Source organism: Nocardioides panacihumi, from assembly GCF_039530925.1.
GTDB lineage: Bacteria > Actinomycetota > Actinomycetes > Propionibacteriales > Nocardioidaceae > Nocardioides > Nocardioides panacihumi.
The window spans coordinates 258,221-279,603 of the sequence record NZ_BAAAPB010000004.1; the positions used below are offsets into that span (position 1 = coordinate 258,221).

Here is a 21,383-nt window from a genome sequence, read left to right on the forward strand (position 1 = left end):
TCGGGGCCCGGGTGATCAAGGTCGAGCGGCCCGGCGCCGGCGACTTCGCCCGAGGCTACGACGAGACGGTTCGTGGTGAGTCCAGCTACTTCGTGTGGCTCAACCGCTCCAAGGAGTCGCTGACTCTGGATCTGAAGACGCCTGAGGGGCTCGAGATCCTGCGCGAGCTGCTCGCCGGTGCCGATGTGTTCGTGCAGAACCTCGGTCCGGGCGCGACCGGACGGATGGGGCTCGCGGCTAGCGACCTGGCCGAGGCCCATCCAGGGCTCGTCGTCTGTGACATCTCCGGCTACGGCGCCGACGGTCCCTGGCGATCCCGCAAGGCCTACGACCTGCTGGTGCAGGCCGAGGCCGGGCTGCTCTCGATCACCGGCTCTGCGGATGACGTCGCCAAGGCGGGCATCTCGGTCGCCGACATCGCAGCGGGGAGCTTCGCCTTCTCGGGCATTCTGGCGTCGCTCCTCTCCCGTGCCACCACGGGGAACGCGCCGGCGGTCGCCGTGTCCCTGTTCGAGGCGCTGGCCGAGTGGATGGGATCCCCCGCCTACTACACGCAGTACGGCGGCCGGAGTCCGCAGCGCACCGGCGCCCGGCACGCCACGATCGCGCCGTACGGCCCGTTCGTCGCCGGCGACGGGGAGGCCGTGCTCCTCGCGGTCCAGAACCAGCGTGAGTGGACGCGGCTCTGCGAGGAGGTCCTCGAGGCGCCGAGTCTGGTCGCGGATCCGCGATTCGCGAGGAACCCGGACCGGGTGGCGAACCGCGACGAGCTCGAGGCGATCATCGCCGACGCCCTCCTCGCGTTCAGCTCGAGCATGCTCGAGGCGCGCCTCGAGCGTGCCGGCATCGCCAGTGCCCGGATGAACTCGATGGACCAGCTGTGGTCGCACCCGGTGCTGGCCGAACGTGATCGGTGGCGCGACGTCGAGACGCCCGGTGGCGTCGTCGGGGCGCTGGTGCCTCCGGCCACGCTCGCTGGAATGGAGCCGCGCATGGACGCCGTCCCGAGTGTCGGCGAGCACACCTCCGCGATCCTCGCAGAGCTGGGTCGCTCCTCGGCCGAGATCGAGAAGCTGCGCGAGAACGCGGTCGTCTGAGACCCGCCAATGACGACGCCGACGCCCGTCCGGCAGGACGGACGCCGGCGTCGGGTTACGAGATCACTTGGGCTGGAAGCGGAGAGCACCGTCGATCCGGATGACCTCACCGTTCAGGTAGTCGTTCTCGGCGATGTGCGCGACGAGGGAGGCGTACTCGGACGGGCTGCCCATCCGGGTCGGGAACGGCACGTTCGAGCCCCAGAACTTCTCTGCCTCGTCGCGCTCCATCTTGAAGGCCGGCGTGAAGAAGGTTCCGGGGGCGATCGCCATCACCCGGATGCCGAGCTTGGCGAGGTCCCGTGCGGCAGGCACGGTGAGGCCCACGACGCCGCCCTTGGCTGCTGAATAGGCGGTCTGACCGATCTGCCCCTCGAACGCCGCGATGCTCGCCGTGTTGATGACGACGCCACGACTGCCACCGGCGTCGGGCTCGTTCTTGGCCATCGCGGCCGCTCCCAGGCGGAGGACGTTGAAGGTGCCCGTCAGGAACAGATTGACGTACCACTGGAACTGGTCGAGCGGAGCCGGCTCGCCATCGCGCCCGACGACCCTAGAAGCTCCTGCGCCACCGCCGTGCGCGTTGACGACGACTCGCAGCGGGGCGAGCTCGTTCGCGGCCGCGAGCGCATCGTTGACGCTCGCCTCGTCGAGCACGTCGGTCCGCACGTAGACGACGTTGCCACCCAACTCGGCCGCCAGCGCCTTGCCGCCGTCGTCGTTCAGATCGGCGATGACCACCGAGGTGCCCAGGCTGGCGAGCTTGCGGACGGTGGCTTCGCCAAGACCACCCGCTCCTCCGGTGACCACTGCCGACGCCTGACTGATGTCCATGTGCAACTTCCTCTCGCGAACGTACGTGCCGGGCACTCGTCCGGCAGTCCCTCCGGCAAAGATGACATAAACGTCAGATTGAATCAACCCTTATGCGGAGGTACGCGCAATACCGCTGTTACCGGCGCGCGGCTGCTGGCGTGACTGTCAGATCGAGTGGCTGAAGAAGCCGCGTTTGATGCAGGCCACGAGCAGGTCGACGATGGCGTCGTCGCCGGCCTCGGGAGACATCTCGCGCAGCGCCTCGGGCAGGCGCGTCAAGAGCGCCCGGAAGATGAGCGCGTTCGCCACTGGATCGAACGGATAGGTCCGCGTGACCGAGGTCAACGCGGCCTCGAGTGCACGGTCCATGGACGCCTGGGCATACGCTCCGGTCGCCCGGACCAGATGGTCGTCGGTCATGTGCTCGGTCCACACGTCGATCGATCCGCTGTACTTGCGCATGTAGGCCATGAAGTCGTGCAGCCAGGTACGAAGGTCGATGTCGTCGTCTGCTGCGATCTGCAGTCGACTCATCCGATCGGCGAGCTCGAGTGCCTTGGCCGACGACTCCGTGGTCACGACGAGGAGCAAGTCCTGCTTCTCGCTGAAGTACTTGTAGAACGTGCCACGCGCGAAGCCCGCCTCGGCGACGATGTCGTCGACGCTCGTGCGGAAGTAGCCCTTGGCCGCGAACTGCGCGGCGCCGGCGTCGACCAGGCTGCGGATCGTGGCCGCGGCGCGCTTGCTCAGCCCACTGCTGCGCTCGGCCACGGAGAGTCCGGGGGCCGCCGGTTTCGGGGGCAGCTCGATCGGCGGGGTGCCGGTCGTGGGGTGCGAGAGGCTTTCGAGGACGCGGTCGGGCGTCTTCGGGAAGATCAGCAGCTCGAGGAAGATCGACAGGTTCGAGATGAGCACCTCGGGATCGGCCTCGTAGGTCCGATCGGTGTACTGGAAGAGGTTGAGCCGGTGCACCAGCGCGCTGACGACCGTGGCGGCCGTGACCGGGTCGAGCTCCTCGACCTCAGCGGCCTCGAGGCGGGCTGCGAGCCTCTTGTTGTACTCGTTGATGAAGCCGATCACCTCGGGGCGCACCTCGGTGTCCACGGAGGCGACGACGGCCCATTGCACGAACATGGTCCGATACTTCTCGAAGACCCAGCTCCACTCGCCGAGCCACCAGTGCAGGTTGTCGAGGCCGATCTCTGTCGGGCCGAGCTCGCCGATCCGACGCGACACGCGGATCAGGGCCGCGCCGCACTCGTTGAGGAGCTCGACGAAGATCTCGTCCTTGCCCGGGAAGTACTGGTAGAGCGTGGCCCGGGAGACATCGGCAGCCTTCGCGATGGCGTCGACCGAGGTGTTGAAGAAACCCTGCTCGGCGAAGAGACGCAGGGAGACGTCCACGATCTTGCGGCGCGTGTCAGCCCCCCGACGTCCGACCTCGGGGCTCGAGGGGCCGTAGCTGGCCCTGCGGGTGATCGTGTTATCTGACATCGGTGATCAGCATAGGTGTAAAGGGGTCGATCATGGGGCGATGACGCCTTGTGGGGTGTGTCATCCGGCGTGGGGAGCAGGCAGCAGGAAGTCGGCGGAGCCGCTGATCGCCACCGCGCCGGTCTGGCGGGAACACGTCAACGAGACGGTGACCAGGCTGCTCCCGTCCCCGTTCATCTTGACCGTCTCGACCTCACCGGAGCAGGTCAGGACGTCGTCGGGCCAGACCTGCTCCCGGAAGCGGACGTGGAACCGGCGTACGTTCTCCGCGCCGAGCCAGTCGGTGGCGAAGGTGGCGAGCAGGGCCGACTGATGCATGCCCTGGGAGAAGACCGACGGGTTGCCGGCGGCTCGCGCCATGGTGTCGTCGTAATGCATCGGGTTCAGGTCGCCGGAGGCACCCGAGTAGCGGACGAACATCTGGCGGGTCAGGGGGCCGAACTCGCGCGCAGGCGCTGTCGTGCCTGGCGCGATCGCGATGGTCTGCTCGGTCATGAAGGGCCTCCCTTGGGGGCGGTCTGGATGAAGGTGCCGCGCGCTTCTGCGACGAGGTCGCCGGTGGGGGAACGGAACTCGGTGACGACGACGGCGAACTGCATCTCGCCACCGCGCTTGCCAGGCTTGGCGTAGCGCTCGATGAGGCGCTCCTGCGCGATCAGGACGTCGCCGGCGCGTGGGAGGGGACCGTGGAAGATGTACTCCTGCTCGCCGTGGAGGAGTCGGCGTCGGTCGAAGCCGACGACGACCCGGCTGCCCGGTGGCGCCCAGGACGTGGCGGTGGTGAGGAACGTGGGCGGCACGATCGCGCCCGGGCCCTGGTAGGCCGGGTTTTCGGACTGCATCGCGGCGGCGAACTCGCGGATCTTGCCGCGCTCGACGAGCACCTCGAAAGGTGTCCCGACCGCGCCGATCGCGGAAGGCTCGGGCGCTTCTGTCGTCGCTGTGGTCATCGTGACGTGCTCCTTGGGGTCCGGTGCAGTTCGAGGTAGTGCTCGAGGAGTGCGATGGCTGTGGTCGGATAGCTGCGGGCGGTCGCCTCGTCGAGGCCGTCCTGGGCGAGCAGGACGGCCAAGCGGTTGGTGATCAGGCCGAGGACGACCGCGGCGAGCACGAGGTAGTAGCCGATGTCGCCGGTGAGCTTGCCGCCGAACTGCTCGTAGCGGCGCAGGATCTCCTCGTCGTCCGGGGTCCCCGGTTGGCGGCTGAAACCGAGTGCCTCGCACAGGTACCGCTCGAACATGAGCCACCAAGCGACGTCGATGTCGGGCGGTCCGGTGGTCGCGGTCTCCCAGTCGAAGAGTGCGGCGACCGAGAGGTCGTCGGCGAAGCAGATGTTGCCGATCCGCGCGTCACCCCACACGACGCCCTCGACGGACGTGGCCGGCGCCGTCGCGAGCAGCACGTCCAGGGCCTCGCGGACCAGGTCGCCCCCCACGTGGAGATCGTCGGCGCACCAGGCATGCCAGGCGACCAACTCGTCCAGGTATCGCTCCAGGCTCGTCCGGTCGGTGTTCGAGTCGCGCAGGAAGGCCAGGTCGTCGGCGTCGTCGACGGCGTGCACCGCCACGAGCGAGCGGAGGGCGTTGTCGTACATCCTGCTGCGCTCATCGGCGCTGAGCTCGACCGTCCAGCCACGCTTGTGCCAGCTGGGCACGTCCGACGGGACTCGCCCGTCGACGCGGGCCATCAAGTAGAAGGGAGCTCCCAGCACTGCGGGGTCCGGCTCGGTGAGAACGATCTCGGGAGTCGAGACGCCGACGTGCCGGCCGAGGCGCTCCATGACCGCTGCCTGGCGTACGGCATCAGGAGCGATGAAGACCTGGTGCACCTGGCTCTGCATGCGCAGCACGAGGCGGCGCTCGACGGTCGCTCCGTCCGCGACCCACGAGGCGGTGAAGAACGCCGTCGTGCCCGAGTAGCCAGCGGCGGGAGCGGAGAACGCGGAGAGGGCGAAGTCGTGGTGCCCCGCCGGCGCCAACCGGTCGGGGAGCCATGCCAGCAGGCGATCGTGGAGGTCCTCCTCGCGCGCATGCCGATCAGTCGGTCCCGCCATCCTTGCCTCCGATTCATCGCCCGAACGGTGCGATCCAGTCGCCCAATCCCTAGGCATAGTTGACCACTACTGTCAGAATAGCGCCATGATCGACCAACAGACCGACGTTGTGAAGCCCTCGCCGGCAACCCTGGAAAGGACGAACCCCGCCGCGCCGGCACTCGGCGCCTACGCTCTTCCTGGCCGCGTCACCGATCCGCGCATCGGCATCGCACAGGCGGCCGAGGCCGAGCGGCTCGGCCTTGAGACCTTGTGGCTCAGCGAGCGCTGGGGGACCAAGGACTTCGGCGTTCTCGCCGGTGCCTTCAGCCAGGCGACCCGGCGGGTCAGGATCGCGGCAGGGGTCACGCACCTGCAGTCGCGGCATCCCGCGATGCTCGCCTCGATGGCGATGACCGCCCAGGCGCTCTCCGATGGTCGCTTGATCCTCGGAGTCGGTCGGTCGGTCGACAAGATGTGGACCGCCGTCGGGCTCCGCCCGTCGACGAACCAGTCGATCGTCGACTCGGTCGACATCTTCCGACGGCTGTGCCGGGGCGAGAAGGTCAAGTACGACGGACCTGCCGGGTCGTTCCCGTCGCTGCGCCTCAACGACGTGCCTGAGCAGCCGGTCCCGCCGGTCGTTTTCGCCGCGATCGGCCCGAAGGGACTGGCGCTCGCAGGGCAGCACTTCGACGGTGTGCTCCTGCATCCCTTCCTGACGCCGGAGGCGGTCGCACGCTCGGTGGTCACGGTCCGAGCTGCGGCCGAGGCGGCTGGCCGTGACCCGGCTTCGGTACGTGTCTACGCAACGGTCGTCGCCGCCTCCGGACTGTCGGCGGGGGAGGAGGTCGCGGTGGTCGGTGCCCGCGCGGTCACCTACTACCAGATCCCCGGCTTCGGCGAGCAGCTCGCCAAGGTGAACGGCTGGGTCCCGAGCGACCTCGATCGGCTCCGCGCGCATCCGACCCTCGCCGGGATCGCCGGGGCGGCCGACTCGGTGCGGACCCGTGCCGAGCTGACAGAGGCAGCGACGGCCCTCCCGGCTCGCTGGATCACCGAGGCGTCGGCCCTCGGATCGAGGACCGAGTGCCTCGCGTCGCTCGAGCAGTACGCCGCAGCTGGGGCTGACGAGCTGGTCCTCCACGGAAGCACGCCGGACCAGCTCGGCTGGCTCGAGGCCGACCGATGAGCCCTTGCCAGATTTGTGACATTACTGCCAGAATTCGAACGATGTGCGCGGCGTCACAAGGGTGCTCGTCTCACGGCTCACAGGAGTGAGCAGATGACTTCGGCAGATCCGAGCGATGAGAGGGAAGCCAACCCGATGCGCGACTTTCCGGGTGTGTACGTCAACGGACGATGGGCCCCCAGCCAGGGTGATCGGCTGGTGGTGACGTCTCCAGCCACGCTCGAGCCGGTCGGGTCGGTCACGCTCGCTACTCCCGCCGACGTCGACGCGGCCGTCGCCGCCGCGCGCGCCGCAATGGCGAGTGACGCCTGGGCAGCCATGTCCTCGGTCGACCGGGGTGCTCTGCTCGGCCGGGTGGCGGACGCGCTCGAGAAGCGCTCGGTCGAGTTCGGTGACCTGGTCTCCGCTGAGATGGGGTCACCGCGCAAGTGGGCCTCGTTCGGTCAGGTCGGTACCGCGCTGGGAGTGCTGCGGACCTACGAGAAGCTCGCGGCCGAGTATGAGTTCGAGGACACCCGCCGTTCGGCGATGGGCGGCGAGGTCGTCGTACGCCAGCTCCCGGTCGGCGTGATCGGCGCGATCCTGCCCTGGAACGCACCCTTGTTCACCGCCGCCCTCAAGATCGCGCCGGCGCTCGTCGCGGGTTGCACGATGGTGCTGAAGCCGTCGCCCGAGGCGCCGCTGGGGATCGCGCTGCTGACCGAGGTCCTCGAGGAGGCCGGGCTGCCGCCCGGCGTCGTCAACATCGTCGTGGGGGAAGCCGCTACGGGCGAGGCTCTGGTCGCGCATGCCGGTGTCGACAAGATCAGCTTCACCGGGTCGACGGCGGCGGGGAAGCGGATCGGGGCGGTGTGCGCCGCCGATGTACGTCGCTGCTCCCTCGAGCTCGGCGGCAAGTCCGCCGCGATCGTCCTCGAAGACATCGAGCTCGACCGTGCGACTGTCACGGGCCTGGTGGCGGGCGTGATGGCCAACAACGGCCAGGTGTGCGTAGCCCAGACGAGGATCCTGGTCCCCGGTTCGCGTTACGACGAGATCGTGGGGGCCCTGGCCGAGGCAGCCGACCGCCTCGTCGTCGGCGACCCCTGCGACCCGGCGACGCAGGTCGGCCCGGTGATCTCCGCGGGCGCCCGCGACCGGATCGACGCCCACGTCCGGGCAGCGGTCGAGGGTGGGGCACGAATCGTCACTCAGGTCGGCGACACGCCCGGGCCCGGTTGGTACGTCCGGCCGACGGTCCTCGCGGACGTGGACAACGACATGCCGATCGCCCGCCAGGAGCTGTTCGGGCCCGTCGCCGTCGCCATCCGCTACCACGACGTCGACGAGGCCGTGGCGCTCGCCAACGACTCCGACTACGGACTCGCCGCCGCTGTGTGGTCGGCCGACCGAGATCACGCGTTCGACGTCGCCTCGCGGCTTCGGGTCGGGTCGGTCGCCGTGAACTCGTCGGCACCCCTCGACTTCGGCAGCCCGTTCGGCGGCTTCAAGCAATCCGGCACAGGAAGGGAGGGCGGTCCCGAGGCGATCGCCGCCTTCCTCGAGCCCCAGACCATCATTCGCTGAGAGGAACGCCCGTGGAGACCCAGGCAGCAGTTCTGTGGGAGCGCAACACTCCCTGGTCGATCGAGACCATCGAGCTCGACCCGCCGAAGGCCGAGGAGGTGCTGGTCGAGCTGCACGCTTCGGGGATGTGTCACTCCGACGAGCACATCGTCACCGGCGACATGCCGTTCAGCCTTCCCTGCATCGGCGGTCACGAGGGCGCGGGCGTCGTCCTCGAGGTGGGCGAGCACGTGTCGTGGCTCAAGCCGGGAGACCACGTCGTCTTCGGCTTCATGCCGTCCTGCGGGCGCTGTCCGTCCTGCGCCAGTGGTCACCAGAGCCTGTGCGACCTCGGCGCGAAGATCTACAGCGGCCGCCAGATCTACGACGACACCGCTCGGCACCACGTGAACGGGCAGGACCTGGCGCTCGCTTGTGGGATCGGCTCGTTCTCGCACCACACCGTCGTCCACGAGGCGAGTTGCATCAAGATCGAGCCGCACCACCCCCTCGACCGGGCCTGCCTGCTCGGCTGCGGCTTCGTCACCGGCTGGGGCTCGGCCGTCTACGCCGCCGACGTGCGCCCGGGCGACACCGTCGTCGTGGCAGGCGTCGGCGGTATCGGCGCGGCGGCCGTCCAGGGTGCCCGACTGGCCGGCGCCCGGACGATCACTGCCATCGACCCGTCGGAGTTCAAGCGGGAGCAGGCGCTGAAGATGGGCGCCACGCACGTCGCCGGCTCCTGGGAAGAGGCGCGGGAGGTTGTCGCCGAGGCGACCTGGAGCCGTGGCGCCGACAAGTTCATCTGTGCCCTCGGCGTGGGCCAGGGCGACCTCATCGCCAAGGCATTGGCGATGACGGCCAAGCGCGGCAGGCTGGTCGTCACCAACATCCACCCGATGGCGGAGAAGTCGGTCTCCGTGAGCATGATGGACCTCACGCTGATGGAGAAGCAGATCGTCGGCACCCTGTACGGCTCGGCGAACCCGCGCTATGACATCCCGCGTCTTCTCGAGCTCTCGAGTGCCGGCGACGTCGACCTGGACGCGATGGTCACCAGGACGTATCCGCTCGCCGGGATCAACGACGGGTACGACGACATGCGCGCCAGCCGCAACGTCCGGGGCGTGCTCCGCTATCCGGCGGCAGCCCGGGTCGGCGCGTGACCGGTCCGCTGGCCGGCCTGCGGGTCGTCGAGTTCGCCGGCATGGGGCCGGGCCCGTTCGCGGCCCTGATGCTCGCCGAGCTCGGTGCCGAGGTCATCCGTATCGACCGACCCGGCGCGGTCGGGTCGCCGGCTCGCTCGGTGCTAGGCCGGAGCCGCCCGAATGTCGCCGTCGACCTCAAGTCCGACCGGGGCCGGGACGTCGCCCTCCGCCTGATCGGCAGTGCCGACGTGGTTGTCGAGGGCAACCGGCCTGGTGTCATGGAGCGGCTCGGACTGGGGCCCGAGAAGTGCCTCGCGGTCAATCCGCGCCTCGTCTATGGCCGGATGACGGGCTGGGGCCAGGACGGTCCGCTGGCCCAGCGGGCCGGCCACGACATCACGTACGCGGCTCTCACCGGCGCGCTCCACGCGACCGGTGGTGCCGACAAGCCCCGCAACTCACTGAACCTGGTCGCGGACTTCGGCGGTGGGGCCATGTTTCTCGTCGCGGGTATCCTCGCTGCGCTCTTCGAGCGAACGCGGTCCGGCGCGGGACAGGTCGTCGACGCGGCCATGGTCGACGGGGTGTCCGCCTTGATGACCATGGTCTACGGCAACCATGCCGTCGGTCGCTGGGAGGACCGGCGCGAGGCCAACCTGCTCGACGGCGGCACGCCGTACTACGACACCTATGCCTGCGCCGACGGGCGCTTCGTTGCCGTCGGCGCCCTGGAGCCACAGTTCTTCGCGGAGCTGATGAAGGGCACCGGGCTGGACTTCGAGCAGCACGACAGGGCGACCTGGCCGGCGATGCGTACGGCGCTGACCGAGGTCTTCCTGACGCGGACCCGCGACGAGTGGGCGGACGCCTTCGAGGGCGTCGACGCCTGCGTCGCTCCCGTGCTCAGCCTCGTCGAGGCGCCGCAGCACCCGCAGCTGGCGAAGCGCGGCACCTTCGAGCCGTACGCCGATGGTCATCTGCCCACGGTCGCTCCCCGGTTCTCCCGGACGCCCGGCGCGCCTCCCGGCGAGGTGCACCCCGTGGGCCACGACAGCCGCGCCGTGCTCGCCCGGAACGGCTTCAGCGACGCCGAGATCGACGCCCTGATCGCGGCGCGCGCCGTCGTCCAGGCAGGGGCGGTGGCCGGCTGATGGACCTCTCGCTGTGGGCAGCCCGTCAGCCCGACAAGGCGGCCGTCGTCGCGCCGACCGGCGAGGTGATCACCTACGCCGAGCTCGAGGCGGAGTCGAACAGGATCGCGCACCTGTTCCGATCGCTCGGGCTTCGACGCGGCGATCACATCGCGCTGCTGTCCGAGAACCGGCTCGAGCTCTTCCCGGTGCTGTGGGCGGCCCAGCGCACCGGCCTCCTCTACACGCCGGTCAACTGGCACCTCACGGCCGAGGAGGCCGCCTACGTCGTCGAGAACTGCGGCGCGACGGTCCTGGTCGTCAGCGCGACGCTGGCAGAGCTGGCCTCCGCGCTCCCGCCCGTGGAGCACCGACTGTCGTTCGGCGGCACCGTTCCGGCGTACGACGCCCTCGAGGAGCGGGTGGCCACGCTGCCGGCGACGCCGGTGCCCGACCAGGCCGAGGGCTGCTACATGCTCTACAGCTCCGGGACGACGGGGCGGCCGAAGGGCGTGCTCCCAGCCCTGCCTGACGTCCCGTTCGGGACCGGGCTGCGCTTCGACCACCTGATGCAGGAGAGCTTCGGCTTCGCCCGCGACACCGTCTACCTGAGCCCGGGACCGCTCTACCACGCCGCCCCGCTCGGCTGGAGCCTCGGCGCGATCCGTGCCGGCGGAACGACCGTGATCATGAACCGCTTCGACCCCGAGGAGGTGCTGCGGCTCGTCGAGGAGCAACGGGTCACCCACGCGCAGTTCGTGCCGACCATGTTCGTCAGGATGCTCAAGCTCCCCGACGAGGTCCGCGACCGCTACGACCTGACCAGCCTGCGCCTGGTCATCCACGCCGCCGCGCCCTGCCCGGTCGCGGTCAAGCGGGCGATGATCGACTGGGTGGGACCGATCCTGGTGGAGTTCTACTCCGGCAGCGAGGGAAACTGCTTCTTCATGATCGACTCGGCGACCTGGCTGGCGCACCCGGGCTCGGTCGGACGGCCGGTCATGGGCACGGTCCATGTGTGCGACGACGCCGGCACCGAGGTTCCGCCGGGAGAGGTCGGCCAGCTCTGGTTCGGGGATGTCGCCCCGTTCGAGTACTACCGGGATCCCGACAAGACGAAGGCGGCGTACGACGCCCGTGGCTGGTCGACGCTCGGGGATCTCGGCCACGTCGATCCGGACGGCTTCGTCTACCTCTCCGATCGCCGGACCGACCTCATCCTCTCCGGCGGCGTCAACATCTACCCCCGCGAGATCGAGGACGCACTCGTCCTCCATCCGCTCGTGGCCGACGTGGCGGTGATCGGGATCCCCGACGACGAGTTCGGTCAGCGGGTGCACGCGGTCGTCACTCCCGCAGCGGGGGTCGCGGCGGACCGCGAGCTCGAGGAGGATCTCACCGCGCACCTCCGGCAGCGGGTCGCCGGCTTCAAGGTGCCGCGCTCGTTCTCGTTCGAGGAGGTCCCTCGGCTACCGAGCGGGAAGATCCTGCGCAGGGTGCTGCTCGAGCGCTACCGGTCCGAGGGGACCATTCCGGCGAAGTAGTCGTGGAGCGTCGACATCGACTCGTCGAGCACCGTGCTGAGGTCCCCGTCGGGCTCGGCGAGCCACACCTCGTAGGCGGCGATGGCGAGCCCCAGGCTGACCTGCGCCACGAGCCGGGGCAGCAGGGCGGTGTCCGGCTGGCCGGTCCGGGTGCCGACGTACGCCGCGATCACGGCCCTCCACTCTGCGTACCGCAACACGGAGTGCGCCTGAAGGGCTGGAGTGTGGAGGATCAGGCCCATCCGTTCGCGGTGCGACGGCGAGGCGTCGGCGGGGAAGGTGTTGAACGCGACCACGCCTTGGTGCACGGCGCTCCACAGTGGCAGCTCCGGCGGCATCGCCGCCAACGTCGCACGGAACGACTCGATCGTCCGGTCGAAGCTGCCCCAGGGGATGTCGTTCTTCGACGGGTAGTAGCGCGCGAGAGTGCGACGCGCGATGCCCACCTCCTCCGCGATGTCGGTGAGGGTGGTGGCCTCGAAACCGCGCTTGGCGAAGAGCCTGAAAGCTGCCCGCTCGATCTCTCCCTGGTTCGTGACGGCGGGCCGTCCGCGCCCGGAGGTCAAGGTCATGCGGGAAATCTAGCAGCGATTCTCTTCTTTTCTGCCGCCTGAGCCATTAATGTGGAGTGACGACACCGTCAGATTCAGAATGGAGACTCCGATGGACCTGCAGAACGACGACGCCACGGCCGATCTCGCTGCCGAGAGCCTCATCGAAGAGGTATCGATCGACGGCATGTGTGGCGTCTACTGATGTCCGTCACCCTCGAAAGCTCCTGGGCGCTCTCGCCGTCGGTCGCGTTGCGTCCTGAGCCGTTCGGCGCGCTCGCCTACCACTTCGGCAACCGCAAGCTGACGTTCCTCAAGCGGCCTCAGCTGGTCGCCGTGGTGCGTGCGCTCGCTGAGGTTCCGCACGTCCGTGCCGCTCTCGAGGGTGCCGGCGTCCCGGCCGAACAGCACCCGGCGTACGTCGCCGCTCTGGAGGGGCTCGCTGCCTCGGACATGATCGTGGAGCGGGCGCGATGAGACTGGTCGACCACTTCGAGCTCGGGTTGGACGCCCCGATCTGCCTGACGTGGGAGCTCACCTACGCGTGCAATCTCGAATGCGCGCACTGCCTGTCGTCCTCGGGCCGCCGCGATCCGCGCGAGCTCAGCACCGAGCAGTGCGAGGCCGTCATCGACGAGCTTCAGCGGATGCAGGTCTTCTACGTCAACATCGGCGGCGGCGAGCCGACCGTGCGACCCGACTTCTGGCACCTGGTGGAGTACGCCGTCGCGCACGACGTGGGCGTCAAGTTCTCGACGAACGGCATCCGGCTCACCCCCGAGCGGGCGCGCTGGCTGGCCTCGACCGACTACGTCGACGTGCAGATCTCCCTCGACGGCGCGACCGCCGAGGTCAACGACCGTGTCCGGGGCGCCGGCTCCTACGACACCGCGATCGCAGCGCTTCGCAACCTCCGTGACGCAGGCTTCAAAGACGCCAAGATCTCGGTCGTCTGCACCCGGGAGAACATCGGACAGCTCGACCAGTTCAAGGACCTCGCCGATGCGTACGGCGCCACGCTGCGACTGACCCGCCTGCGGCCGTCCGGCCGCGGCGCCGACGTCTGGGACGAGCTGCACCCGCTGCCCGAGCAGCAGAAGGTCCTCTACGACTGGCTGCTGGCGAACGGTTCGGACGTGCTCACCGGCGACTCCTTCTTCCACCTGGCCGCCTTCGGCGAGGCACTGCCGGGGCTCAACCTCTGCGGCGCCGGCCGGGTGGTGTGCCTGATCGACCCGATCGGCGACATCTACGCCTGCCCGTTCGCGATCCACGAGAACTTCCTGGCAGGCAACCTCCTCGCCGACGGCGGCTTCGCCCGTGTGTGGCACGAGTCGGAGCTGTTCAAGGATCTCCGCTCGCCCCAGACCGGTGGTGCCTGCTCCGGCTGTGCCCACTACGACGCATGCCGAGGCGGCTGCATGGCTGCCAAGTTTTTCACCGGTCTTCCCCTCGACGGCCCCGACCCCGAATGCGTCCAGGGCTACGGCTCGACGGCGCTGGTGGGCCAGCGGACCATCCCTGCGCCGAGTCAGGACCACTCCCGCTCTGCACCGACGCGCAACGCACCGGTCCTGCTCACCCTGTCCCGACGGCGACCCGATCAAGGTCCCGACGCCCCGCCGGTCAGTGCGTGTGCCGAGAGCCCCCTCGCCGGCTTCGTGCCCGCGTAACTCCCCCTGTCTCCGCGTCGGTGGGCCTGGCCGGAACCCGCCCACCGACGCGGCACCATCCCACGAAAGAAGCACTCATGTCCCGTTCAGCCTGGCGCGAGAACCCCTGGAAGCAGAACCCCTGGTTCGAGTCGGTCGCCGTGGCCCAGGAGCGCGCCCGCAAGCGTTTGCCGCAGCCCGTGTACGGCGCTCTGGTGGCCGGCTCCGAGCGGGGCCAGACGATCGCCGACAACCAGGCAGCGTTCGCCGAGATCGGGGTGGCGCCACACGTGGCGGGGCACCACGAGAAGCGTTCGATGGAGACGACGGTGATGGGGGAGCACCTCAGCATCCCGGTCATCATCAGCCCGACCGGTGTCCAGGCAGTCCACCCCGACGGCGAGGTCGCTGTCGCGCGGGCTGCCGCGGCGCGCGGCACCGTGATGGGGCTGTCGAACTTCGCGTCCAAGCCGGTCGAGGAGGTAGTGGCGGCCAACCCGGCGACGTTCTTCCAGATGTACTGGACCGGTGACCGCGACGTCATGATCCAAAGGATGCAGCGCGCCCACGCGGCCGGTGCGCGGGGCCTGATCGCGACGCTCGACTGGTCGTTCTCGATGGGTCGTGACTGGGGCAGCCCCGAGATCCCGGAGAAGGTCGACCTCAGGACCGCTGTGCGTTTCGCGCCCAAGGTGCTGACCAAGGTCCGCTGGATGAAGGAGTTCGCGAAAGCGGGCGTGATCCCCGACCTGACCGCTCCGAACCTGGCGCCGCCCGGGGGAGCTGCCCCCACCTTCTTCGGGGCCTACTACGAGTGGATGACGACCCCGCCGCCCTCATGGGACGACGTGGCATGGATGCGCGCGACCTGGGCGAAGCTCAGCGGCCGACCCTTCATGCTCAAGGGCGTCTGCCGGGTCGACGACGCGCGCCGCGCGGTCGACGCTGGGGTCGACGCCATCTCCGTGTCCAACCACGGTGGCAACAACCTCGACGGCACACCGGCGACGATCCGCGTGCTGCACCCGATCGCCACGGCCGTCGGCGACCAGCTCGAGGTCGTCATGGACGGAGGGGTGCGGCGCGGGTCCGACGTCGTGAAGGCGCTCGCCCTCGGCGCCCGGGCCGTGATGATCGGCCGGGCCTATCTCTGGGGTCTCGCGGCCAACGGCCAGACGGGGGTCGAGAACGTCCTCGACGTGCTGCGTGGCGGCATCGACTCCGCCCTCCTCGGCCTCGGTGTGGCGTCGATCGACGAGCTCACGCCCGAGCATCTGGTGATCCCGGACGGCTTCCACCGTTCGTTCGGGGGCTGACTCCTATGCTCCTCTCCGAGGCGACCTGGCCGACTGTTCCACGCGGCGGCCTGGTGCTGGTGCCCGTGGGCTCGCTGGAACAGCACGGGCCACACCTACCACTTGACACCGACGCGGTGATCGCTGTCGCCGTCGCGGCTCAGGTCGCGACCGTGTGCGGGGCGTCCGTGGCGCCGCCGCTCGCCTACGGCTCCAGCGGCGAGCACCAGTCGTTCCCCGGCACGATCTCGATCGGCACCGAGGTGCTGCGGCTGGTCGTCGTCGAGCTGGTCCGCTCGCTGCGCACGTGGGCCGCCCGGGTGGTCCTGGTCAACGCCCACGGCGGGAACATCTCCGGACTGGCCGCAGCCGTTCAGCAGCTGCGCGCCGAGGGCCACGACGTCGCCTGGGCCGCCTGTGCGACTGAGTCGGTCGACCTGCACGCCGGCCGCACCGAGACCTCGCTCCTTCTCCACCTCGATCCGGCGCGGGTGCTGCTCGACCGGGCCGAGGCCGGCGACTGCCGCCCGATCCAGGAGATCCTCCCGACGCTCGTCGCCGGAGGTGTCGGTGCGGTCTCGGCCAACGGCGTGCTCGGGGATCCGGCGGGCGCCAGTGCCTCCGAGGGCAGCGACGTGCTGGCGGCGATGGTGGCAGAGGTCCTCGCCCTCATCGAGGACGGGGAAGTCGACCCGCAGGGACGACTCCGGGTGGGAGCTCCGGTCGGAGGCTCGCGTCGATGAGGGTCGGCCTCGTCACCGGAGCCGCGCGGGGAATCGGCGCTGCGACGGTACGTCGACTGGTGGGCGAGGGCTACCGGATCGTCGCCCTCGACTGGTGCGTCGGCGCCAACCCGTCGACCGACTACCCGATGGCGACCCCTGCCGACCTGGACGCGCTGATCGCGTCCTTGCCGGCCGGAACCGTGATCGCTCGGATCGGCGACGTCAGGGATCCCGAGGTGCTCGCTGACGCCGTCATGTCCGCGCTGCAGACCTGGGGGCGTCTCGACGTCGTCGTCGCAGCGGCCGCGGTCATCTCCGGAGGGGCGCCGCTGTGGGATGACGACAGCCTCGACTTGCAGTGGGAGATCGACGTTCGCGGCGTCTGGAACACCGCGGCGGCGACTATCCCCGCCATGCTGGCCGGACGGGACCCGAGCGAATGCCGCTTCGTGGCCGTCGCGTCGGCTGCCGGCTCCCGCGGGCTGTTTCGGCTGGCGGCCTACACGACGGTGAAGCATGCCGTCGTCGGGCTGGTCCGTGGCCTTGCGGCGGACCTGGCCGGGACCGGCGTCACAGCGGTGGCGGTGTCTCCGGGCTCGACCGACACCGCCATGCTGCGCGCGACGGCCGATCTCTACGACGCGGCGGCCGAGGAGCTGGCCGCCCATCAGCTGCTCCACCGCCTGCTCACACCCGACGAGGTGGCCGCGACGATCGCCTTCTGCTGCTCACCCATGGGCGCGGCGCTGAACGGGAGCGTGGTCAGCGCGGACGGGGGCTTCTCGTGACCCTGCCGACCGGATTCGCGGTCCGCATCCGGGGCGACGTGCGACGACTCGAGGGATCCCGTGTCCTCGTCGGAGGTTCGCCCCTGCGCGCGGTCCGGCTCTCAGCCGTCGCTACCGACCTGCTCGACGGGGACGACCTCGTCGTGCGGGACAGCAGCTCCGCGACCTTGGCCAGGCGTCTGCTCGACGGCAACCTCGCCGACCCCGTGCCTGGCCCGACGCTCGTCCCCGACGCGCTCACGGTCGTGATCCCCGTCCGCGACCGAGCCGAACAGCTCGACCGGTGCCTCGCGGCGCTGACCGGGCTCGTCTGCATCGTCGTCGACGACGCCTCGGTCGACCCGAGTGCCGTGCGCGAGGTCACGGAGCGACACGGTGCTCGCCTGGTCGTGCTGGCGACCAACGTCGGCCCAGCCGGCGCGCGGAACGCCGGACTACGGCACGTCACGACGCCGCACGTCGCCTTCGTCGACTCCGACGTCACGGTGTCGCCGGGCACCCTCCTCGCGCTCGGCCACCACTTCGCGGACCCCCAGGTGGCACTGATCGGGCCCTTGGTGCGTGGTCGCAGCAGGTCGGGTCGGCCGCGCTGGTTCGAACGTTACGACGTCGCGGCGTCGTCACTCGCTCTTGGTCGGCGCTCGTGCTCGGTGCGACCGGGAGCCGCGGTCGGCTGGCTGCCTTCGGCGTGCCTGGTGGGCCGGGTTGAGGCCCTCGGCAACGGCTTCGCCGCCGAGATGCAGGTCGGAGAGGACGTCGACCTGGTCTGGCGGTTGGTGGAGGCCGGTCACGTGGTGCGCTACGACCCCGGACAGGTCGCTCACCACGATGTCCGAACTACGGTGCGGGGTTGGCTGGGTCGCAAGGTGGTCTACGGATCGGGCGGCGCCGACCTCGGGCGCCGCCACGGGGACGCGGTCGCCCCGGCGATCCTGTCGCCCGCGATGGGTCTCGCCGCGGCTGCGGTGCTTCTGCGCGGACGGTGGTCGTTGCCGATCGCGGGGGTCGCGGCGTTCCTCGGAGCGAGGTCGGTTCGCGCCGCGCTTCCTCCCGTACGAGGCCGCGCCGCGGTCGCCTCACGTCTGTCGATCACGGGCCTCGGTTGGGCCGTGCGCCAGGAGTCCGCCCTGCTGCTGCGCCACTGGTGGCCGATGACCGCGTTGCTGTGCATGGTCAGCCGACAGGCACGCCGTGCCCTCGCCACCGCCGTCGTCGTCGACGCGGCGGTAGCGCTGACAGTGGAGCGCCCCCGCGTCGGGCCGTTGACCGGTTGGGTGGGCCGGCGCCTCGACGACCTTGCCTACGGGACCGGCCTGTGGCTGGGTGCAATTCGTGCGAGGGACGCGCGCTGTCTGGCGATCCGGGTGACCAAGTAGTGTCGAAGATCGTGCCCAGACGTGACAGTCGCACCTTCCGGTGGAACGACTGGAGTCTCGACGAGCTGCTCGCCGCCAAGGGCGAAGCGCGCGTCAGCCTCGTCGTGCCGGCAAAGGACGAGGCGAGCACCGTCGGTGCCATGATCGAGTCGCTGCGCTCGGTCCTGATGGGTGCCGCGGCACTCGTCGACGAGCTCGTCGTGATCGACTCGGACTCCACAGATGCCACGGCCCGGGTGGCAGCTGACGCAGGAGCGGTCGTCCACGCGGCCTCCGCGATCCGACCCGAGCTGGGGTCCTATCCCGGCAAGGGCGAGGCCATGTGGAAGTCGCAGTTCGTCACCACCGGAGACCTCATCGTGTTCATGGACGCCGACCTCGTCGAGTGGGACACGCACTTCGTGCCGGGTCTCCTCGGCCCGCTGCTGACTCGCCCCGGCATCGAGCTGGTCAAGGGCTTCTACCGCAGACCTGGTCAACACGGCCTGGACGGCGGGCGTGTGACCGAGCTGGTCGCGAGGCCACTGATCGCCCTGGACTTCCCGGAGCTCGCCGACCTCGTGCAGCCGCTGGCCGGCGAGTGGGCGATCCGACGCACCTTGTTCGAGTCGCTATCGGTTCCGACGGGGTACGCCGTCGAGCTGGCTTCGCTGATCGACACCGCCCGCCTGCGCGGGATCCAGACCATCGCCCAGGTCGATCTGGGACGCCGCAGCCATCGCCACCAGGAGCTGCTCGACCTCGGCGTGATGGCGACGCAGATCCTCTCCGCAGTCGCCCGACGAAGCGGCGGACGTGACCTGGAGTCGGTCACGCTGCAGCAGTTCCGGCCGAGCGAAGACGCCATCGCCAGCTCGAAGAGAACGGTGCTCGTTGCGGAGCGCCCCCCTGCCAAGGAGATCGCATGACCCTCCGTCTGAAGCGGCAGTCATTCGCCGACGACTGCACGCTGATCATGGCGATCGTCAACCGCACGCCCGACTCGTTCTACGACAAGGGTGCGACCTGGGCGGAGGAGGCGGCCTTCGAGCGGGTCCGGCTCGTCGTCGAGCAGGGCGCGGAGATGGTCGACATCGGCGGCATCAAGGCGGCCCCGGGTGCCGAGATCGGCGTGGCCGAGGAGAAGGCCCGGGTCGTCGAGTTCGTCGCCCGCGTCCGAGAGGCGTTCCCCGATCTCGTCATCTCGGTCGACACCTGGCGTGCCGAGGTCGCCGATGCGGTGTGCGCCGCGGGTGCTGACCTGATCAACGACGCCTGGGGTGGCGTCGATCCCGAGCTCGTCGACGTCGCAGCCGCCCACGGTGCCGCGGTCGTCTGCACGCACACCGGAGGGGTCACCCCGCGCACACGTCCCTATCGGATCGAGTACGAGGACGTCGTACGCGCCGCGATCGACGACACCGTCGCCTATGCCGAGCGCGCGCTCGCGGCCGGCGTCGCCCGAGAATCGATCATCATCGACCCGGCCCACGACTTCGGGAAGAACACGTTCCACTCCCTGGAGCTGACCCGTCGCCTGGGCGAGATGGTCGACACCGGCTGGCCAGTGCTCGTGTCGCTCTCCAACAAGGACTTCGTCGGCGAGACGCTCGACCTGCCGGTGGGGGAGCGACTCACCGGCACCCTCGCCGCCACGTCGGTCTGTGCTCTGGCTGGTGCTCGGGTCTACCGGGTTCATCAGGTCATCGAGACCCGCCAGACCGTCGACATGGTGTGGGCGATCGCCGGGCGACGCCCGCCGGCTCGCGCGATCCGAGGGCTGCAGTGACCCGCGTCGTCCTGGTGCCGGGCTGCCTGGCCCTGCATCCGCGCTACGCCTCGCGGGTCGACCCGGTCGCCGACCTGAGGGCCGCCTGCCAGGAAGCGGTCTCGTGGTTGGGTCAGACTCCCGAGATCGTCGCAGGCACACAGGGGCAGGACATCGCCCGCGCGCTTCTCGAAACCCGAACTTCCGTGGCTGACCATGGCGCGGAGCGGTCGTTCCTGGTGGTCGCCAACGGATCCGCCTGCCGCACGGAGAAGGCTCCGGGTTACCTCGACCCGCGCGCTGAGGCATTCGACAAGGAGCTCGGTGCTGCGCTGCGTGGACCCGATCCGGAGGCGATCCGCGCCATCGACCCCGTCACCGCCGGCGAGCTCTGGGCCGACACAACCGGCCTCCCGGCCCTGGCGGATCTCCTCGAAGGGGCGAGGACGGTCGACATCGGATACGAGGACGCACCGTACGGCGTCCAGTACTGGGTCGCGCGCTGGAGCACACCGTGACCTCCGTGAACCCGGTGCCGGACCGCCTCGTCAACCTGCGCGACCTCGGGGCCGGTGGTCCTCTGCCAGTAGCCGGGATGCTGCTGCGCAGCGATGCCCCGATGTCGAGCGATCTGAGGCCGGAGCTCGGCACGTGGCCGCCTCGTACGGTGATCGATCTCCGGGGTGAAGCCGAGAGGCGCGAGGTCCATCCACTCGCGGGCGAGGCGACCGTCGTCGACCTCCCGCTGCTGGGTGGTGGTCGCTCACGACGCGAGCCGCGACGCTGGCCCGATCGTCTGGCCGAGATGTATCTCGGGCTCCTGACCGCGCCGTCGTCTGACCGGTTGGTGGAGGCGATCGCCGTGATCGCAGAGGCCGAACCGCCCGTGCTCGTACATTGCACCGCCGGAAAGGACAGGACCGGGGTGACGGTCGCGGTGGCACTCCGCCTGGTGGGGATCGAGTCGGAGGAGATCGTCGCCGACTACCTGCTCACGGACGCAGCCATGCCCCAGGTGCTCGCCCGGATGTCCGCGACCGTTCGCGAGCGAACCGAAGGCACGTCGTTGGCAACCCCACCGCCTCACATCGCAGCGACGCTGCGGGAGGCGATGGTCGAGCTGATCGAAGCCTTGGACGCGTTCGACGGCGGAGCGGTCGGGTGGTACCTCTCGAGAGGCGGCTCCGAAGCCACGCTGACGCAGTTGCGCCGGCGCCTTCTCGGCGCGCCGACCGCTCACTAGCGGCTGCG

The 21,383-nt window shown here is 69.8% G+C and carries 23 protein-coding genes; 17 read left to right on the plus strand and 6 right to left on the minus strand.

Features of this window, described 5'->3' with window-relative positions:
* A partial coding sequence (locus tag ABD205_RS17250; protein WP_344046912.1) for a CaiB/BaiF CoA transferase family protein occupies positions 1-1,097 on the plus strand: 1,097 nt, incomplete at its 5' end.
* 63 nt (positions 1,098-1,160) lie between these two features.
* On the opposite strand, the gene ABD205_RS17255 is transcribed toward ABD205_RS17250, so the two are convergent.
* The 5 genes from ABD205_RS17255 to ABD205_RS17275 form a co-directional block, all read right to left on the minus strand.
* On the minus strand, positions 1,161-1,931 hold the full coding sequence (locus tag ABD205_RS17255) for an SDR family NAD(P)-dependent oxidoreductase (protein WP_344046914.1): 771 nt from the start codon (positions 1,929-1,931) through the stop codon (positions 1,161-1,163).
* Between the two features lie 147 nt (positions 1,932-2,078).
* Positions 2,079-3,407 (minus strand): TetR/AcrR family transcriptional regulator, encoded by a 1,329-nt coding sequence (locus tag ABD205_RS17260; RefSeq protein ID WP_344046916.1) that lies wholly within the window; start codon positions 3,405-3,407, stop codon positions 2,079-2,081.
* Positions 3,408-3,467: 60 nt separating this feature from the next.
* Positions 3,468-3,902 carry a MaoC/PaaZ C-terminal domain-containing protein gene (locus ABD205_RS17265; RefSeq protein WP_344046918.1) on the minus strand — a complete coding sequence of 145 codons (435 nt, stop codon included), beginning with the start codon at positions 3,900-3,902 and terminating at the stop codon, positions 3,468-3,470.
* Positions 3,899-4,357, minus strand: coding sequence for an FAS1-like dehydratase domain-containing protein (locus tag ABD205_RS17270; protein ID WP_344046920.1), 459 nt, complete (start codon positions 4,355-4,357; stop codon positions 3,899-3,901). Before ABD205_RS17270 ends, ABD205_RS17265 begins: the two co-directional genes overlap by 4 nt.
* Positions 4,354-5,460, minus strand: a complete 1,107-nt coding sequence (locus ABD205_RS17275; protein WP_344046922.1) for a phosphotransferase family protein — start codon at positions 5,458-5,460, stop codon at positions 4,354-4,356. The genes ABD205_RS17270 and ABD205_RS17275 overlap by 4 nt, the downstream gene beginning before the upstream one ends.
* 85 nt (positions 5,461-5,545) lie before the next feature.
* Between ABD205_RS17275 and ABD205_RS17280 the strand changes: the two genes are divergently transcribed.
* The 5 genes from ABD205_RS17280 (at position 5,546) to ABD205_RS17300 (ending at position 11,998) form a co-directional block, all read left to right on the plus strand.
* A complete protein-coding gene (locus ABD205_RS17280; protein WP_344046924.1) occupies positions 5,546-6,631 on the plus strand; it encodes a TIGR03857 family LLM class F420-dependent oxidoreductase in 1,086 nt (361 codons plus the stop codon).
* Between the two features lie 93 nt (positions 6,632-6,724).
* Complete coding sequence (locus ABD205_RS17285) at positions 6,725-8,197, plus strand: aldehyde dehydrogenase (protein WP_344046926.1); 1,473 nt, start codon at positions 6,725-6,727, stop codon at positions 8,195-8,197.
* Positions 8,198-8,208: 11 nt separating this feature from the next.
* Complete coding sequence (locus tag ABD205_RS17290; protein ID WP_344046928.1) at positions 8,209-9,342, plus strand: NDMA-dependent alcohol dehydrogenase; 1,134 nt, start codon at positions 8,209-8,211, stop codon at positions 9,340-9,342.
* Entirely contained in the window at positions 9,339-10,475 is a 1,137-nt protein-coding gene (locus ABD205_RS17295) for a CaiB/BaiF CoA transferase family protein (protein WP_344046930.1), read from the plus strand. Before ABD205_RS17290 ends, ABD205_RS17295 begins: the two co-directional genes overlap by 4 nt.
* A complete protein-coding gene (locus tag ABD205_RS17300; protein ID WP_344046932.1) occupies positions 10,475-11,998 on the plus strand; it encodes an acyl-CoA synthetase in 1,524 nt (507 codons plus the stop codon). The genes ABD205_RS17295 and ABD205_RS17300 overlap by 1 nt, the downstream gene beginning before the upstream one ends.
* Here the strand turns inward: ABD205_RS17300 and mftR are convergent.
* A complete protein-coding gene (mftR, locus tag ABD205_RS17305) occupies positions 11,965-12,570 on the minus strand; it encodes a mycofactocin system transcriptional regulator (protein ID WP_344046934.1) in 606 nt (201 codons plus the stop codon). The two genes, ABD205_RS17300 and mftR, sit on opposite strands and share 34 nt — an antisense overlap.
* A 91-nt stretch (positions 12,571-12,661) precedes the next feature.
* Between mftR and mftA the strand changes: the two genes are divergently transcribed.
* The 11 genes from mftA to ABD205_RS17360 all read left to right on the plus strand — a co-directional run bounded on the left by mftA (position 12,662) and on the right by ABD205_RS17360 (position 21,375).
* Positions 12,662-12,754 carry a mycofactocin precursor MftA gene (gene mftA / locus ABD205_RS17310; RefSeq protein WP_344046936.1) on the plus strand — a complete coding sequence of 31 codons (93 nt, stop codon included), beginning with the start codon at positions 12,662-12,664 and terminating at the stop codon, positions 12,752-12,754.
* On the plus strand, positions 12,754-13,026 hold the full coding sequence (gene mftB, locus ABD205_RS17315) for a mycofactocin biosynthesis chaperone MftB (protein ID WP_344046938.1): 273 nt from the start codon (positions 12,754-12,756) through the stop codon (positions 13,024-13,026). The genes mftA and mftB overlap by 1 nt, the downstream gene beginning before the upstream one ends.
* The gene (gene mftC / locus ABD205_RS17320; RefSeq protein WP_344046940.1) at positions 13,023-14,222 is read left to right on the plus strand and encodes a mycofactocin radical SAM maturase; all 1,200 of its coding nucleotides are present in this window, start codon (positions 13,023-13,025) and stop codon (positions 14,220-14,222) included. Before mftB ends, mftC begins: the two co-directional genes overlap by 4 nt.
* A 77-nt stretch (positions 14,223-14,299) precedes the next feature.
* Positions 14,300-15,517, plus strand: coding sequence for a pre-mycofactocin synthase MftD (gene mftD, locus ABD205_RS17325; RefSeq protein ID WP_344046942.1), 1,218 nt, complete (start codon positions 14,300-14,302; stop codon positions 15,515-15,517).
* A 5-nt stretch (positions 15,518-15,522) separates the two neighbouring features.
* Positions 15,523-16,239, plus strand: a complete 717-nt coding sequence (gene mftE, locus ABD205_RS17330) for a mycofactocin biosynthesis peptidyl-dipeptidase MftE (RefSeq protein ID WP_344046944.1) — start codon at positions 15,523-15,525, stop codon at positions 16,237-16,239.
* On the plus strand, positions 16,236-17,009 hold the full coding sequence (locus ABD205_RS17335) for a mycofactocin-coupled SDR family oxidoreductase (RefSeq protein WP_344046946.1): 774 nt from the start codon (positions 16,236-16,238) through the stop codon (positions 17,007-17,009). The genes mftE and ABD205_RS17335 overlap by 4 nt, the downstream gene beginning before the upstream one ends.
* Positions 17,006-18,385 carry a mycofactocin biosynthesis glycosyltransferase MftF gene (mftF, locus tag ABD205_RS17340; protein ID WP_344046948.1) on the plus strand — a complete coding sequence of 460 codons (1,380 nt, stop codon included), beginning with the start codon at positions 17,006-17,008 and terminating at the stop codon, positions 18,383-18,385. The genes ABD205_RS17335 and mftF overlap by 4 nt, the downstream gene beginning before the upstream one ends.
* A gap of 11 nt (positions 18,386-18,396) precedes the next feature.
* Positions 18,397-19,293 (plus strand): glucosyl-3-phosphoglycerate synthase, encoded by an 897-nt coding sequence (locus tag ABD205_RS17345; RefSeq protein WP_344046950.1) that lies wholly within the window; start codon positions 18,397-18,399, stop codon positions 19,291-19,293.
* Positions 19,290-20,153 carry a dihydropteroate synthase gene (gene folP, locus ABD205_RS17350; protein ID WP_344046952.1) on the plus strand — a complete coding sequence of 288 codons (864 nt, stop codon included), beginning with the start codon at positions 19,290-19,292 and terminating at the stop codon, positions 20,151-20,153. Before ABD205_RS17345 ends, folP begins: the two co-directional genes overlap by 4 nt.
* Positions 20,150-20,650 carry a class III extradiol ring-cleavage dioxygenase family protein gene (locus ABD205_RS17355; protein WP_344046954.1) on the plus strand — a complete coding sequence of 167 codons (501 nt, stop codon included), beginning with the start codon at positions 20,150-20,152 and terminating at the stop codon, positions 20,648-20,650. Before folP ends, ABD205_RS17355 begins: the two co-directional genes overlap by 4 nt.
* Complete coding sequence (locus ABD205_RS17360) at positions 20,647-21,375, plus strand: tyrosine-protein phosphatase (RefSeq protein ID WP_344046956.1); 729 nt, start codon at positions 20,647-20,649, stop codon at positions 21,373-21,375. Before ABD205_RS17355 ends, ABD205_RS17360 begins: the two co-directional genes overlap by 4 nt.
* Positions 21,376-21,383: the final 8 nt, after the last annotated feature.

Coding starts and splice junctions, on each gene's coding strand:
- ABD205_RS17255 (WP_344046914.1), bottom strand. CDS start 1,931: ATGGACATCAGTCAGGCGTCGGCAGTGGTCACCGGAGGAGCGGGTGGT.
- ABD205_RS17260 (WP_344046916.1), bottom strand. CDS start 3,407: ATGTCAGATAACACGATCACCCGCAGGGCCAGCTACGGCCCCTCGAGC.
- ABD205_RS17265 (WP_344046918.1), bottom strand. CDS start 3,902: ATGACCGAGCAGACCATCGCGATCGCGCCAGGCACGACAGCGCCTGCG.
- ABD205_RS17270 (WP_344046920.1), bottom strand. CDS start 4,357: ATGACCACAGCGACGACAGAAGCGCCCGAGCCTTCCGCGATCGGCGCG.
- ABD205_RS17275 (WP_344046922.1), bottom strand. CDS start 5,460: ATGGCGGGACCGACTGATCGGCATGCGCGCGAGGAGGACCTCCACGAT.
- ABD205_RS17280 (WP_344046924.1), top strand. CDS start 5,546: ATGATCGACCAACAGACCGACGTTGTGAAGCCCTCGCCGGCAACCCTG.
- ABD205_RS17285 (WP_344046926.1), top strand. CDS start 6,725: ATGACTTCGGCAGATCCGAGCGATGAGAGGGAAGCCAACCCGATGCGC.
- ABD205_RS17300 (WP_344046932.1), top strand. CDS start 10,475: ATGGACCTCTCGCTGTGGGCAGCCCGTCAGCCCGACAAGGCGGCCGTC.
- mftR (WP_344046934.1), bottom strand. CDS start 12,570: ATGACCTTGACCTCCGGGCGCGGACGGCCCGCCGTCACGAACCAGGGA.
- mftA (WP_344046936.1), top strand. CDS start 12,662: ATGGACCTGCAGAACGACGACGCCACGGCCGATCTCGCTGCCGAGAGC.
- mftB (WP_344046938.1), top strand. CDS start 12,754: ATGTCCGTCACCCTCGAAAGCTCCTGGGCGCTCTCGCCGTCGGTCGCG.
- mftC (WP_344046940.1), top strand. CDS start 13,023: ATGAGACTGGTCGACCACTTCGAGCTCGGGTTGGACGCCCCGATCTGC.
- mftD (WP_344046942.1), top strand. CDS start 14,300: ATGTCCCGTTCAGCCTGGCGCGAGAACCCCTGGAAGCAGAACCCCTGG.
- mftE (WP_344046944.1), top strand. CDS start 15,523: ATGCTCCTCTCCGAGGCGACCTGGCCGACTGTTCCACGCGGCGGCCTG.
- ABD205_RS17335 (WP_344046946.1), top strand. CDS start 16,236: ATGAGGGTCGGCCTCGTCACCGGAGCCGCGCGGGGAATCGGCGCTGCG.
- folP (WP_344046952.1), top strand. CDS start 19,290: ATGACCCTCCGTCTGAAGCGGCAGTCATTCGCCGACGACTGCACGCTG.